This is a genomic window from Methylobacterium sp. WL19 (genome assembly GCF_008040005.1).
Lineage (GTDB): Bacteria > Pseudomonadota > Alphaproteobacteria > Rhizobiales > Beijerinckiaceae > Methylobacterium > Methylobacterium bullatum.
Genome location: NZ_VRVC01000124.1, coordinates 1 through 14,875, shown reverse-complemented (window position 1 = coordinate 14,875; position 14,875 = coordinate 1). Strand labels below are relative to the sequence as shown.

General features: G+C 68.6%; 12 protein-coding genes and 3 pseudogenes. 9 read left to right on the top strand and 6 right to left on the bottom strand.

Translation table 11 applies throughout. The annotated features are described in order from the left end of the window. Window positions 1–1,096 (bottom strand): phosphoketolase family protein (locus FV220_RS20135; protein WP_147833009.1); only part of this gene is annotated, 1,096 nt, incomplete at its 3' end. 189 nt (window positions 1,097–1,285) lie between these two features. Between FV220_RS20135 and FV220_RS20130 the strand changes: the two are divergent. Next, window positions 1,286–2,352: pseudogene (locus tag FV220_RS20130) on the top strand (acetate kinase). 120 nt (window positions 2,353–2,472) lie between these two features. Further along, window positions 2,473–3,291, top strand: a complete 819-nt coding sequence (locus FV220_RS20125) for a universal stress protein (protein ID WP_147833008.1) — start codon at window positions 2,473–2,475, stop codon at window positions 3,289–3,291. Window positions 3,292–3,382: 91 nt separating this feature from the next. Here the strand turns inward: FV220_RS20125 and FV220_RS20120 are convergent, their stop codons facing one another. The 5 genes from FV220_RS20120 to FV220_RS25630 form a co-directional block, all read right to left on the bottom strand. After that, window positions 3,383–6,103: an HAD-IC family P-type ATPase gene (locus FV220_RS20120; protein WP_147833007.1), complete on the bottom strand. Its 2,721-nt coding sequence runs from the start codon at window positions 6,101–6,103 to the stop codon at window positions 3,383–3,385. Next, on the bottom strand, window positions 6,100–6,747 hold the full coding sequence (locus tag FV220_RS20115) for a BON domain-containing protein (RefSeq protein WP_147833006.1): 648 nt from the start codon (window positions 6,745–6,747) through the stop codon (window positions 6,100–6,102). The genes FV220_RS20120 and FV220_RS20115 overlap by 4 nt, the downstream gene beginning before the upstream one ends. A gap of 98 nt (window positions 6,748–6,845) precedes the next feature. After that, entirely contained in the window at window positions 6,846–9,137 is a 2,292-nt protein-coding gene (locus FV220_RS20110) for a glycosyl hydrolase family 65 protein (protein WP_147833005.1), read from the bottom strand. Between the two features lie 14 nt (window positions 9,138–9,151). Then, a complete protein-coding gene (locus FV220_RS20105) occupies window positions 9,152–9,907 on the bottom strand; it encodes an HAD-IA family hydrolase (RefSeq protein WP_147833004.1) in 756 nt (251 codons plus the stop codon). Continuing rightward, entirely contained in the window at window positions 9,883–10,038 is a 156-nt protein-coding gene (locus tag FV220_RS25630) for a hypothetical protein (RefSeq protein WP_187273473.1), read from the bottom strand. The genes FV220_RS20105 and FV220_RS25630 overlap by 25 nt, the downstream gene beginning before the upstream one ends. 233 nt (window positions 10,039–10,271) lie before the next feature. On the opposite strand from FV220_RS25630, the gene FV220_RS20100 reads away from it, so the two are divergent. From FV220_RS20100 to FV220_RS20070, 7 genes and pseudogenes are all read left to right on the top strand, one after another. Continuing rightward, window positions 10,272–10,922 (top strand): BON domain-containing protein, encoded by a 651-nt coding sequence (locus FV220_RS20100; RefSeq protein ID WP_147833003.1) that lies wholly within the window; start codon window positions 10,272–10,274, stop codon window positions 10,920–10,922. Window positions 10,923–10,994: 72 nt separating this feature from the next. Further along, window positions 10,995–11,381 (top strand): hypothetical protein, encoded by a 387-nt coding sequence (locus FV220_RS20095; RefSeq protein WP_147833002.1) that lies wholly within the window; start codon window positions 10,995–10,997, stop codon window positions 11,379–11,381. 47 nt (window positions 11,382–11,428) lie between these two features. Continuing rightward, on the top strand, window positions 11,429–11,632 hold the full coding sequence (locus FV220_RS20090) for a DUF2934 domain-containing protein (RefSeq protein ID WP_147833001.1): 204 nt from the start codon (window positions 11,429–11,431) through the stop codon (window positions 11,630–11,632). 59 nt (window positions 11,633–11,691) lie between these two features. Next, window positions 11,692–12,386: pseudogene (locus FV220_RS20085) on the top strand (VIT family protein). Between the two features lie 473 nt (window positions 12,387–12,859). Continuing rightward, window positions 12,860–13,231 (top strand): metallophosphoesterase, encoded by a 372-nt coding sequence (locus FV220_RS20080; protein ID WP_308444976.1) that lies wholly within the window; start codon window positions 12,860–12,862, stop codon window positions 13,229–13,231. Window positions 13,232–13,394: 163 nt separating this feature from the next. Further along, on the top strand, window positions 13,395–14,219 hold the full coding sequence (locus tag FV220_RS20075) for a metallophosphoesterase (RefSeq protein ID WP_147833000.1): 825 nt from the start codon (window positions 13,395–13,397) through the stop codon (window positions 14,217–14,219). Window positions 14,220–14,269: 50 nt separating this feature from the next. Then, window positions 14,270–14,875 (top strand): annotated as a pseudogene (locus FV220_RS20070) (IS3 family transposase); the annotation flags it as partial.

The window sequence follows — 14,875 nt, the reverse complement described above, 5'->3', positions numbered from 1 at the left end:
GGTTGGCGCTCAGCCGCCGGTCGCCGCGCGGGTGCAGCGCTGCCAGGGCCGGCGCGAGGCGGCCGGCATCATCGAAGAGCTCGTCCGGCCGGTAGGACCGCATCCAGGTCTCCAGGATCGCGAGGTGCTCCGGGTTTTCGCGGAGCGCCGCCACCGGGACCTGATGCGACCGCCAGGTCCCCTCCACCGGCTTGCCGTCGACGAACTTCGGCCCGGTCCAGCCCTTCGGGCTGCGCAGTACGATCATCGGCCAGCTCGGCCGCCCGACATCGCGGTTCGCGGCGAGCTCGCGGATCTCGGTGATGCGGTCGAGGGCGTAGTCGAGGGCCGTCGCCATGGCTTGGTGCATCGGGCCGGGCTCGTCGCCCTCGACGAACAGCGGCTCGTAGCCGTAGCCGACGAGAAGGCTCCGCAACTCCGCCGCCGGCATCCGAGCCAGCAGGGTCGGGTTGGCGATCTTGTAGCCGTTGAGGTGGAGGATCGGTAGAACGGTGCCGTCGCCGACGGGGTCGAGGAACTTGGAGGCGTGCCAGGAAGCCGCCAGCGGTCCGGTTTCGGCCTCGCCGTCCCCGATCACGCAGGCGACGATGAGGCCCGGGTTATCCAGCGCCGCCCCGAAGGCGTGGATCAGGGAGTAGCCGAGCTCACCGCCCTCGTGGATCGAGCCGGGCAGTTCGGGCGAGGCGTGGCTCGGGATGCCGCCGGGGAAGGAGAATTGCCGGAACAGGCGGCGCATCCCGTCCGTGTCGGAGCCGACATCCGGGTAGACCTCGCCGTAGGTCCCGTCGAGCCAGGCGTTGGCAACAAGGCCGGGCGCACCGTGGCCAGGCCCCCACACCGCCATCATGTCGAGGTCGCGCAGGACGATGGTCCGGTTGAGGTGGGCGTAGATGAAGTTCAGCCCCGGGGTCGTGCCCCAGTGTCCGAGGAGCCGGGGCTTCACGTCCGCGAGGGTGAGGGGCTCGCGCAGGAGCGGGTTGTCGAGCAGGTAGATCTGACCGACCGATAGGTAGTTCGCCGCCCGCCAGTACGCATCGATGGCGTCGAGGCCAGTCGGTCCCAGAGGACCTGGCACGAAGTCGAGATGGGCCGGCATCTCGCCGAGATCACGGACGACGGCAGGCTTCGGATCGCTCGCGACAGGCATTCGGGATTCCCGGGCATTGCGGGACGACCCAGCGCCCCATGGAAACCATCGTCGCATCCCTGGACGGTCGGTTCTTTGATCTGGATCACGTCGCTCTCGGCCGGGCCGTGCCACTCGGGGGCCTGCCCGGAGATGCGCATGATCCTCGTCCTCAATGCCGGTTCGTCCAGCCTTCGCTGCGCCCTATTCCGGGATAGCGAGGATACCGCCGTCTGGCGCGTGCACGTCGCCGGGATCGGTGGCTCCCCTCACCTGACGGTTACGGGCGACCTCGACTTCGCAGAGGATGTGCCGCCCCCGAGCGATCTCCCGTCCGTCGTAAAGTGGCTCCTCGCTGGCCTCCGACGACTGCCGGATCTCCGCCTTCGGGCGGTCGGTCACCGGATCGTCCATGGCGGTGCCCGCCATGTCGGCCCGGCCCGTATCGACGGACCCCTGATCGCCGAGTTGGAGACCCTGGTGCCGCTGGCCCCCGGCCACCAACCGCAGGGGCTCGCTTGCATCGCGGCCGTCGAGGAGGCGTGGCCCGGCCTGCCGCAGGTGGCCTGCTGCGCTTCGGCTTCCATGGCCTGTCCTACGCCCACATCGCACGCGTGCTGCCCCGGCTCATCGGCGAGACGGCGAAGGGACGCGTCGTCGTCGCTCATCTCGGCCACGGCGCCAGCCTCTGCGCCTTAGCCGGGGGACGCAGCGTGGCGACCACGATGGGGCTCACGACCCTTGGTGGCCTGATGATGGGGACCCGGTCCGGAACGGTCGATCCAGGGCTCGTGCTCCACTTGATCCAGGCGCGCGGCATGGCCGCAGTCGAGGTCGCCGACCTCCTCAACCGACGCTCGGGCCTGCTCGGCGTCTCGGGCATCAGCGACGACGTCCGTGTCCTGGGGGCCAGCGAGGCCCCGGAGGCGCGTGAGGCCCTCGACCTGTTTGCCTACCGGATCGCACGCGAGACCGGCTCCCTTGCCGTTGCCCTGGGCGGCCTGGATGCCCTCGTCTTCACAGGCGGCATCGGCGAGAACGCCGCGGGCATCCGGGCATCCGTCTGCGCGAGGCTCGCGTTCCTCGGCCTGGACCTCGACCCGGAACGCAACGCCGAGGGCCATTCGCGCATCGACCGAAACGGCTCTACAGTCGCGGTCCTCGTCATCCCGGCCGACGAGGAGCGGGAGATCGCCGATGAGGTGGGATGTCTCGTTAGTGCTTGATACCCGAGGGGAAGCCCGTCCACGGGCTCCATCGCCGGGGGATCCATCTCGGAGTAGGCTCTGCCCCAGGCTGATCGTTCGGCGCGCCTGCCGGTCGATGGGGGGCTGCGAGGATCGGTCATGCCATTCGCGAGCGTGATGGTTGCGCTGGACCTCGGGACGTCCTCGTCCGCGCGCCTGAGGCTCGCCGGCACCTTGGCCCGGCGCTTCGGGGCCCGGCTGATCGGTGTCGCGGCCCGTCAGGCCCTGCCGCAGAACCTGTATGGCCGCGGCGCCTACATCAACAGCCAGTTCGTCGATCAAGCCACCGCCCGCGCGACCGACGAGCTATCGCAGGTCGAGGCGCGGTTCCACGAGGTCACGGCCGAAGCCGGCGAGACTGAATGGCGTTCGGCGAAGGCCGATCCCATGGCGTTCCTGGTTCAGCAGGCAAGGTCCGCCGACCTCGTCGTGGTAAGTCGATACCGGAGCGCAGGCGTCGAGGACTGGTGCTCGTCCATCGAGCCTGGCGAATTGGTGCTGCGCCTTGGCCGGCCGGTCCTCATCGCCCCGCCTTCCGTAGAGACGCTCGCCGCGAGGCGGATCGTCGTCGCCTGGAAGGATACCCGCGAGGCCCGTCGCGCCGTCTCAGACGGACTGCCGTTCATGAGATTGGCCGAGGAGGTGCTCATCGTCGCTCTGGGCGACGAAGCCGATTGGAAGGGCGCGGGCGAGACCCAAGGCTATCTTTCCCGGCATGGCGTCACCGCCACGACCATCCTCCGCTCGCCATCGAAACTCGGCGTGGCCGCCGAGTTGCTCGTGATCGCGCAGCAGGAAGGTGCCGACCTGATCATCGCCGGGGCCTACGGCCACGCCCGCATGCGGGAAGTGATCTTCGGGAGCGTCACCCGCAACCTGCTGGAGCACGTTCCCATCTGTTGCCTCTTGAGCCACTGACGGTCATTCGCGGGGAACGTCAAGAACCATGTCCCGGCGACGCTCGTTCAAAGGCCTGAGTATCCGTGGCGCAGGAGTCGCTGTTCGGCCCCTATCCTGCAGGCCGAACCCATGCCTGACCGAATTTCACGAGCTCGATCACCACGAACGGCGTGAGGGCACCCAGCCCGACAACGCCCCAGTCGGCCATCGTCAACGGCACCGTATGCAGCACCTGCCTCAGGAGCGGGACGTACACGGCGGCGAGTTGCAGGCCGATGCAGGCTGCCGTCGCCCCCCATAGCCAGGCGTTCGTGAACAGGTTCGCGGTGAAGGCGGACCGACGCCGCGAGCGGGCGCTGAAGGCATGGACGACCTGGGTCATGGCGAGGGTCATGAAGGCGATGGTGACCGCGTGCCGAAGCCCCTCCTCGCCGACGCCGTACCACTCCATCCCGACCGCGAACGCGGCGAGCGTGCATCCCGCGAGCAGCAGGCCCTGCCAGACGATCAGCCAGGCGAAGGCCGGCGTCATCAGGGGCTGCTCGGGGTCGCGCGGCGGCCGCGCCATCACGTCGGGATCGGACGGCTCAAGCGCGAGCGCCATCGCCGGGAAGATGTCCGTGACGAGGTTGAGCCAGAGGATCTGCATCACGCCGAGCGGCATGGGCCAGCCGATCATGACGGCGGCGAACATCGTGACGATCTCGGCGAGGTTGCACGAGAACAGGTAGTGGATGAAGCGCAGGATGTTGCTGACGATGACCCGCCCCTGCTCGACCGCGCCGACGATGGTCGCGAAGTCGTCGTCGGTGATGACCATGTCGGCGGCGTCCTTGGCCACCTCGGTGCCCCTGATCCCCATGGCGATACCGATATCCGCCTTCCGGAGCGCCGGCGCGTCGTTGACCCCGTCTCCGGTCATGGCGACCACGTTCCCGCGCCGCTGAAGGGCGTCGACGATCCGAAGCTTGTGCTCGGGTGACACCCGGGCGAACACGGCGGCGTCGGCCACCACAGCGAGCCAGCCGGCATCGTCGAGGCCAGCCAGGTCCCTGGAGTGGACGGTCTTGAAGGCGGTCCCGTCCGGGCCGACGTCCAGGTCGAGCTGCCGCGCGATCTCGGCCGCCGTCGCTTCCTGGTCGCCAGTGATCATGACCGTGCGGATTCCCGCCGCGCGGCAGGTGGCGATGGTGGCCTTGACGCCGTCCCGCAGCGGGTCGGTCGACCCGACGAGCCCGACGAAGGTGAGGTCGCGCGTAAGGTCCGCCTCGACGAACCCGTCAGGCAACACGCGATGGGCCAGCCCGAGGACGCGTAGGGCCGACGACCCGAGCGCCTCGTTTGCCGCCTCGATCCGCGCTCGGTCGGTCTGGGACGAAGACGCGGTACCGCCCGCTCCCAGGACCAACACGCTGGCTTTAAGAACTTCCGCCGGCGCGCCCTTCACGTAGGCGACGTGGGTGCCCTCCGGCGTGGCGTGCACCGTCACCATCAGCTTGGTGTCGCTGTCGAACGGGATCTCGGCGATCCGCGGGTAGGCCCTTGCGAGGTCGGCGAGTTCCAGTTCGGCCTTCTCCGCCGCCACGATGAGCGCGGCCTCGGTAGGGTCGCCGAGGGCCGTGGCGACTTCGCCCGACCGGTCCACCCTGGCGTCGTTGCACAGGGCGCCGATGCGCAGCGCGAGCCCAAGGGGCTCGTCATGCCCGATGTCGACGGCATTCCCGTCGCGGGTGAACTCACCCGCCGCCGCGTATCCCGCCCCGGTGACCTCGTACCGCCCCGCGGCGACATCGTAGGCCCGCACCGTCATCTCGTTGCGGGTGAGCGTGCCGGTCTTGTCGGTGCAGATCACCGTGGTCGACCCGAGGGACTCGACCGCGGGCAGCCGCCGGACCAGCGCGTTCATGCGGGCCATGCGCTGCATGCCGATGGCGAGCGTCATCGTCGTCACCGCGAGCAGGCCCTCGGGCACGGCCGCGACGGCGAGCGAGATGCCGACCTCGACCATGTAGAGAAGCGCGTTGCCCCGGAGCCACCCGACCAGGATGATGACGAGGCAGAGGGCGAGGACGATGACGAGGAGGGCGCGGCTGAGCTCTGCGAGCTTCGCCTCCAGCGGCGTACCGTGCGCGGCGACCCCCGCGATGAGCGTTCCGATCCGGCCGATCTCCGTGCGCGGGCCCGTGGCGGTGACGATGAAACGACCGCGCCCGGCGGTGACGGCCGTACTTCGGTGAACCATGCTCGTCCGATCGCCCAGGGCCGCCCCGGTATCGAGAACCGGATCGGCGGACTTGGCGACGGGCAGGGACTCCCCCGTGAGCGCGGCCTCGTCGACCTGGAGGCGCGCCTGCTCCACCACCCGCCCGTCGGCATGCACACGGTCCCCCTCAGAGAGGAGCACGACGTCGCCGGCGACGAGGTCGGCCGTCTCGACCTGGTGGTCCCTGCCGTCCCGGACGACGCGGGCGAGCGAGACGGCTTGCTTGCGCAATCCGTCGAGGGCGGCGGCGGCCTTCCATTCCGTGACGAAGCCGATGGCGGCGTTGAGGAGGATCACGACGAGGATGGCGCCGGCCTCGACGCGTTCCCCGAGCGCCAGTGCGACGCCGCCGGCGGCGATGAGCAGTGCCACCATCAGGCTCTGGAACTGATGCAGGAGGATTTTCAGCGCGGAAGCCGGCGCGGCCTTCGCGAGCGTGTTGGGGCCGTCGCGGGCCAGGCGCTCGGACACCTCCGCACCGCTCAGCCCGTTCGAGACGTCGGTGCGCAGGGCCCTCGCCGTCTCCGCCGCCGAACGTGCCGGGTAGGGTATCACCAGCGCGGTCATGCCAGCATCAGGCGGTCGACGACTGCGCGTACGCCGGGTGCGGACCAAGCCGCCCGCTCGGCGATCTCACGCTCGTGCCAGGCGTTGACGAAGCCTTCCAGGGTCACCTCGTCATCGACGACGGTGACCTGGATCGCGTCGCCGTCCAGCTTGGCGTTCCGCTTCAGGGCCGCGAGGATCTTGGCCTTCACGTCGACCGCCTCTGCCGGGGGACGCACGGCGAGCAGGTTGAGGACGTCGGTGACGCCGGACAGCCTTCGGACGTCGGAGGCGGCGGCGACGCTCTGGAAGTAGTACGGGACCGACCCGTTGAGCGTGACGGCGCCTCGCTCGACCTTGACCTGGATGCCGTGCGCCTGGATGCGCGCGTCCCAGGCAAGGACGTTCAGGACGCGTCCGGCGATCTCGACGTCGCCGGTCCTTTCCGTTTCCAGCCCGCGCACTTCGAGTGCCTCGGTGATGGCGCGTACGCCGCGCACCCTCTGCACGACCTTCTCGGCCGCGATCCTCTCGGCATAGGTCCCGACGCATCCGGAGAGGCTGACGACGCCCTCGTCGACGGCGACGCCGATATGCGCCGAGCCGACGCTCGGGTCGAAGTCAAGCTCGTCGAGGATGTGCTGCCGCAGCAGGGTATCGTCCATGATGGTGCTCCCGGGTCGAGCGCATGCCGGCCGACCGGGGACCTTGATGAACCCGACGGCGCCCCCGGTCTTTGTGCAGGATCAAACCGGGTGGAGGCTCAAGCCGCAACCGGTGACGGCGTCGAGGGAAGTGGGATGCGGATCGGCCACCCAACGCTCAGGGTCCGCCGGACGTGCCCGACCGAAACGACCATCGTGTCGCCGCCCCTCAGGGTCGCTTCGAGGACGTTCCTCACAAGATCGACGGTGACGACGAGGTCCCGGCCCCGCCACTGCACCGGGAACGAGAGCCTGGTCCATCCGGCCGGCAGCCGGGGCGCGAACGAGAGCCCGTCGGAGTGGACGACGAGACCGGCGAACCCGAATATCGCCACGAGCCAGATGCCGCCCAGGGCCGCGATGTGGACGCCGCCGGCGATGGCTACGTGGCTGTCGCCGAGATCGATGGCGGAGGTGTCGCGTAGGTATCCCAGCGCCAATTCCGACCGTCCCAACCGTGCGGCGGCGACACCGTGCAGGGCGCGGCTGAGGGAGCTGCCATGGCCGCACCGCGGGGCGTAGTGGTCGAAGTTGACCGCATCCGCGTCGCCCGGGAACTCATCGGGGAGCAAGGCAAGCAAGGCGACGACATCGGCCTGCTTGACCACCTGCGAGGCCTGGGTGCGCTCGCGCCCGAGGACGACGTCCATCGGTACGGAGCGCCCGGCATAGGCCGAGAGGTCGATGGCCTCCAGGTCGTGGTAGCCCTGGAACTGCTCGAACAGGCCGGTCTCCGGATCAAGTCCGGTCGCCATCGCCGCGGCGGTCCTGCGCCAGCTTTCCAGTTCGTCGGCGGCCAGGTCGAGGCGTGTCGAGAGCGTCGCCCACCGGTCCGGCCAGCGCTCGCCCATCAGCGCCGCGATGTCCAACCCGCGAAGGAGGTTCCAGCGCGCCATGACGTTGGTGAAGGCGTTGTCGTCGACGGTCTCGTGGTACTCGTCCGGTCCAATGACGCCTCTGATGTGGTGGAGGCCATCGGCTTCGAGGCCCGCGCGGCTCCACCAGAACCGCGCCGTCTCCAGGATGATCTCGGCGCCGGCCTCCAGCAGGAACGCGGTGTCGTCGGTCGCCTGCCAATATTGCCAAACGGCGTAGGCGACATCGGCGCTGACGTGCTGCTCCTGGGTGCCGCAGAGGATGTCGACGACCTTGCGGTCGGGACCGACCACCTGGGCCGGTGTCGCCTCGTCACCGGTGTCCGCAGACTCCCATGCGTAGAGCGCACCGCGCCACCCCATCCCGGCGGCCTTCGCCCGTGCCGCGGCGAGGGTGCGGTAGCGGTACGTCAGCAGGGCGCGCGCCGCCTGCGGCCACGTCATTGCGTAGAAGGGCATCAGGAAGATCTCGGTGTCCCAGAAGACATGACCGAGATAGTCGTCCCCCGTCAGGGCACGGGCGCCGATGGACACGCGCTCGTCACCGGGGTCGGCCGCGCCGTTGAGATGGAAGACGGCGAACCGCAACGCCCTCTGCGCCTCCGGGTCGCCTTCGACCACGACGTCGCTGCGGTCCCATCGCTCGCGCCAGGCTGTCTCGTGACGTTCGAGGAGACCGCGCCAGCCGAGCCCGGTCGCCAGGGCGAGGTCGGAGCGGGCGCGTCCGCCCGGATCGTCGACGGGTTCGTCGCCGCGCGTCACGGCGAGGTTGCGTCGGAGCACAACGGTCTGGCCGGCCTGGACGCGCAGGCTCCAGGACCATCTGCCGGCGGTTCTGACGGTGGGGGGTTGCGTCCGTCCGTCGATGACCACCGCCGCGTCCATGGCGATGGCGAGGGTCTTGCCGGATTGCCGCGTGCGCCAGACGCCGAGGTCGGGCTCCGTCGTGACTGGGATCAGGAGAGGTGACGCTTCCCCGGACGTCACGTCGAGCGTGATCTCGCCCATACCCTGCTCGACGGCGAGCTCAACCAGTTGCAGAACGATGCCGCGCATATCCAGCGAGACGAGGCGAAGCGTGGACAGGCGGATGTCGAGGGCCGCCCCCGGGGGCTGCCGGATCTGGGTCAGCAGGAGCCCGCGTCGCATGTCGAGGGTCACGTCGCGGGACGACGGATCGGGGCAGGCGAGGTAGGGGCCGTCCGGCAGGCCGATGCGAAGCTGGAGCCAGTCGGGGGCCGGGAGGCGTTCGGGGATCGGGGCGCCCACGAGGGCCGTGTCGAACAGCCCGGCGACGTAGGTGCGCGGGGGAAGCGTCCGGCACGCGCCGAGATCCGTTGCGAGAGCCCCCCGGAGCCCGAGGAAGCCGTTGCTGATCGCGACGCGCGTCTCGAAGCTGCTCTCGCGCAGCGGGTCGTACCCGACCTCGCTCAGAAGCCAGGCCGGGTCGGCAGTCGGACGGAGTGCTTGGCCCATCGGGCGTGGTCCTGTCATGCGGCGGGGCGGTGTGTGGTGGATGTCGCCCGCTTGGGGATGATGACCTCGTCGAGGCTTGCCACCACGCGCTCGGCGCCGGCGGCGCGCAGTCCATCGGCGTCATCCACCCTGGCGACGCCGAGGGTGGCCATGCCGCCGGCAAGCGCGGCAGCGATGCCGGCCGGCGCGTCCTCGACCACGATGCACCGTGTCCGGTCGACGCCGAGTTCCGCGGCCGCTAGCAGGAAGATCTCGGGGTCGGGCTTTCCGTGCGAGAGGTTCCGGCCGCAGACGATGACGGAAAATGCGTCGAACAGCGTCCCACCGGGGTCGAGAGCGACCGTGCGCATCATCGATTCTGCATTCCTGGAGGACGAGGCCGCGGCGATGGGCCAGCCGGCCGCCCTGAGCCTGCGAACGAGGCGAAGCGCATCTGGGAATGCAACCACCCCTTCCATCGCGAATATCTCCTCCAGGCGGCGCTGCTTGGCGGCGGCGTAGGCCGGACCGATACGCCCGACGTCCAGCACGCCCAGCGCTGTCAGGGCGGCGACGGCCCCGTCCAGCCGCGAGCGGCCCGCGACGCAGGCCTGATACATCGCGGTGGTGAGGCGCGCCGGGTCGGCGATGCCATGGAGCGCCTCCCGCCATGCGCGTTCGTGGGGCGATGCGAGCAGGACCCCGTCGACGTCGAGGATCCAGGCGTCGAGCCGCCTCGTCGGTAGGGCGACGTCCGCGACGGGCCTCAGGATGCGAGCCACATCAGGCATACGACGGTCGCCGATCCGATGACGGCGAGCCCCATCATGCGGAGGCTCTCCGCCATTGGGTCGGGCGACGTTGATGCAGGCGCCACCTGTCCGTCGGCGGCATCGGTCCACGGTGCGACGTGCATGTTCATGACGGGACAAATCCCTGATTGCCGGTCGTGCCCTGGTTCGACCGATCCCGACGCGAGGATGGCCGCATCGTCCCGTCCGATCCTTGCGCTGGATCAAGGATCGGGCCCGCCTCACCGCCTACGTTGGCCGGATGCCGGGACACGCCTCGACGTGGACGCCGGACAACCTTTCGCAGGGTAGGTCGCAAGCCATCCCCGGCATCGTCCAACCCGGCACGTCCCAGGAAACCATCATGTCCCACGACACCACCCTTCAGCACCGGGTCACGGCCGAACTCATCTGGGACCCGGCGGTGACCTCCTCGGAGATCGGTGTCACCGCCAAGGACGGCGTGGTGGCGCTCTCCGGTCAGGTCGGGACCTACGATGAGAAGCTCGCCGCCGAGGCTGCGGCTTGCCGCGTGAGGGGCGTGAAGGCACTCGTCCAGGAGATAGAGGTCGTCGTGCAGCATGCTCGCAAGCGGTCCGACGAGGACATCGCCGCCACCGCCATCGCCCGTCTCGCCTGGAACGTGGCCGTGCCGCCGGACCGCGTCTTCGTGAAGGTCTCGAAGGGCGTCGTCACCCTGACGGGCGAGGTCGACCACCGTTTCGAGGCCGAGGTCTCCGAACGGGAAGTCCAACAGTTGTCGGGGGTCGTCGCGGTGAACAACCGCATCGCGGTCAAGCCGCAGGTCGACGTCGAGGCCGTCAGCGACAGGATCAGCGAGGCGCTGGATCGCTCGTGGCTGTTCGACCCGAAGACCGTGACCGTCACCGCCGAGGGGGGCACCGTCACCCTGGGAGGCACCGTCCTTACGATGCAGGAACGCCGCGAGGCGGTTGGCGCGGCCTGGGCCTCCCCGGGCACCACTGCGGTCGAGAACTACATCAGCGTCGTCTGAGCACAGCGACACGCCTCCGTCGGGCATCGTGCGCCCGGCAGGGATACCCGTTCCCCGAAAGGCAATCAGACCATGACCAAGCCGCATCATGACCACACCCGGTCCGACGCACACGAGGCGTCCGGTAATGACAAAGGCCGCCGCATCGAGGGCGCCGCCGACGAGATCTTCGCACGAGCCAATGATGCCATCCTCGACGTCGCCGACCGGGCCACGCACCTGGCGCAGGACACCCTGGAGCGTGGGCGCGCCGGCATCCGAGAGGCGGATAGGTCGTCCCGGGCGGGGCATCCGAACGGAAGCGGACGCCGCGGCACGTCGCCGTTGGCGACCGCGCTTGCCGTCGGCGCCATGGGCTACGCCATCGCAACCCTGATCCGTGGCGCCGTGCGTAAGCGTGACAGCGTCCCGGGGAGCGCCCTGCCGGACAAGGTTTCACCCGCGGCGCCGGCTGAGTGACCGCCGCGATCCGTCCTATCGACCCCGACATCCCTGGAAAACAGCGCATGCCCCCCGAGACGAGACCCACCGACGGCGAGATCCGCGACCGCGCCTTCCACCTCTGGGAGCGGCGCGACCGCCCGCATGGCCACGCGGACGAGTTCTGGCTCCAGGCCGAACGGGAACTCCACGGCGAGATGACCGGGCGGCCGGTCCTACCCGACGGCGACTTCGTGAAGAGCGGATCGGGGTCCGATTGCTGCCGCTGACCCCCGGCCCTTGAACTCGTGAACGAAGACGAGCGTCCCCATGAGAGACCCTGACGCCGATGCGCCCCGCCCATAAGGAAAATCACCTGATCGACCGCATCGGCTGGCTTCGTGCTGCGGTGCTTGGGGCCAACGACGGCCTCGTCTCCACGGCAAGCCTCATCGTCGGCGTGGCCGCGTCCTCCGCCGCCTCCGGGGAAATCCTGGTCGCCGGCACGGCCGGTCTGGTCGCCGGGGCGATGTCGATGGCTGCGGGCAAATACGTTTCGGTGAGCTCCCAGTCCGACACCGAGCAGGCCGACCTCGCCAGGGAGCGGCGCGAGCTTGAGGATGATCCGGCCGCCGAACGCGAGGAGCTTGCGGGGATCTATGTCGCGCGTGGACTGGACCGTGACCTCGCCCTGAGGGTCGCGGACCAACTCATGGCCAAGGATGCCCTCGGCGCCCATGCGCGGGATGAACTGGGCATCTCCGAGTTCACCACCGCGCGCCCGATCCAGGCCGCCTTGACGTCGGCGTCGACCTTCTCCGCCGGGGCAGCCTGCCCTTGCTCGTGGCCGCGGTCTCGCCGACCACCCTTGTCGTCTACTCGGTCTCTGCCGCCTCGTTGGTGTTCTTAGCAGTCCTCGGGGCGCTGGGGGCCAAGGTCGGTGGCGCCGCGATCCCGAGGGCAACCGCGCGGGTCGCCTTCTGGGGCGCGGCGGCCATGGCCGTCACCGCGGGCATCGGCCACCTCGTCGGCAGGGCCGTCTGAACGACCCGTCGCTGCCTCCGGGCGCAGGCCGGTCGATGCCAAGCAGGAAGGTCCCGGACGCGATGAACCCGATGCAGCGGAGTGTCGAGCACGAGCATCGGTCATGCACGTTGCCCGTCGCCCTTGGGGTGCGGAAATGCCTAAGTATCGTGATATGCGAGCAATCGGCGCTTTAAAAGCAAGTCCGTCGTGCGGTCGTTCGCAAAGAACTCACCAGAAGCGTGCTTGATCGACGAATTTCAAATGAGGTTACTACGCTACACGACGGGCTTTCGGTAGCCACAGCGACCTAACCAGCATCCACTTTGTAGTAGGGCAAACTGCACGTGTTTGCCCTTGCGTTTGGGGGCCGGCCAGGCGATCACGCGAACGCTTCAGGGATATCAATGATGAAACGCACGGCAACGCCCCCGACCGACTAATCCCGGAGAGCGATGCCGCGCGCACAGCCTCCGCCATTGCGAGAGGCTGTGATGCCCACTACACACGTCGTTTCCGACACGCATGTCGGACATCGAAATATCTTAAGTTCTTCGATGGAGCGGCCCAGGCCGTTCGCAACCATCGAGGCCCACGACGAGACCCTGGTCGAACGCTGGAACGCCGTCGTCCGCCCGGATGACACGGTCTGGCACCTGGGCGACTTCGCCTACCGGTGCACGGAGGCGTACGCGCTCTCGATATTTTTGCGCTTGAACGGACGCAAGCTCCTGATCCGGGGCAATCACGAGAAGATCGGGGAACGCCTCCCCTGGGCCGATCCCGTCCGGGACGTGGCAATGATCACGCTGCCGGATCCGGCGGGCGTGATGCGGTCCATCTGGCTGAGCCATTCCCCCACGTGAGCTACCCACGCTCGCATAGGGGCGGACTTCACTTGCATGGGCATTCCCATGGTTCGGTCCCGGGCACGGCAACGCGTGCCGATGTCGGCGTGGATTGCTGGGACTGGGCCCCCGTGACGCTGGACCGGATCCTGGCACGCATGGCCACGAACGGACCGGGGACATGACCGCCCTTGGCCTGCGCCTTTGGGTGTTCTCGGACCTGCATCAGGACTGGCCGGAGAATGCCTGGGACGCTGGCGCGCACGTGCCGTCGGGCGGATTTGATGTGGCCGTCGTGGCGGGTGATGTGCACATGCCTCTCGTCCGGGCTCTGGATTGGTTGGGCGAGCGCCTCCCTGGCGTGCCGGTGGTCTACGTGCCTGGCAACCACGATTTCTGGTGGGACCGGGGTGAGGAGCGCTACACGATCCACGACCAGTTGACCCGGGGGCGTGATCGGGCGGGCGCCCTTGGCATCCACCTCCTGCTCGACGACGTGGTCATCGTCGACGGCGTGCGGTTCGCCGGTGGCACCCTATGGACGGACTTTCGCCTGGGATCGTTCAATCTGAACCACGGTATCCGGACCGCCCAGGGGCGTGGCGGGATGGTCGATTACCGCCGGATCCGCACGGGTCCGAGGTCGCGTAATCGGATCGAGCCCGATGAGGTGCTCGCGATGCACCGGGTCACCCGTGCCTTCATCGAGGACACCCTGGCCTTGAGCCATCCCGGTCCCACGGTAGTGGTGACCCATCACGCCCCGCACCCGGCGAGCCTTCCCAGGGCCGACGCGAACCTACGGTGGTGCGATGCCTCGGATCTGTCCGATCTCATCCTGGACCGGGGACCGGATGTCTGGGTCCATGGTCATGTTCACCATGCCTCGGATTACCGTGAGGGCCGGACGCGGGTCGTCTGCAACGCAAGGGGGCATTCAGATGAGCGAACGGGTTTCAGACCTGGGCTCGCTGTTGATGTCGCCCACAACTGGCCTGCCTCCTGAAAAGTGGTCCTCCTTGAGGTATGGCTTTGAGCCATGTGGAGGATGTCATCATGGGACAAAAGAAGCATACGGCTGAAGAGATTGTTGCCAAGCTGCGCCAAGTCGATGTCTTGGTCTCGCAGGGTCGCAAGGTTGCCGAAGCAATACGCTCCATCGAGGTAACCGAGGTTACGTATTACCGCTGGCGGTCCGAGTACGGTGGCCTGAAGGGCGATCAGGTAAAGCGGCTGAAGTCCCTGGAGACCGAGAATCAGCGCCTTTGCCGGGCTATCTCTGACCTGACATTGGAGAAGCTCATCCTGAAGGAGGCGGCTGCGGGAAACTTCTGAGCCCGGCTCGCCGCCGGGCTTGTGTCGACTACGTCATTGCCGAGCACGGCGTGTCGGAACGCTTCGCCTGCCGTGTTCTGGGTCAGCATCGTTCTACCCAGCGCAAATCCGCCGTGGTGATCGAGGACGAGGCCGCTCTGACGTCCGCCATCGTCGCTTTGGCTCTGCAGTACGGGCGCTACGGCTATCGCCGGATCACGGCCCTGCTCCGGCGCGACGGCTGGACGGTGAACGTAAAGCGCGTTGAACGCATCTGGCGGCTCGAAGGGCTCAAGGTTCCCGCTCGCCAGCCGAAACGGGCACGCCTTTGGCTCAACGACGGCTCCT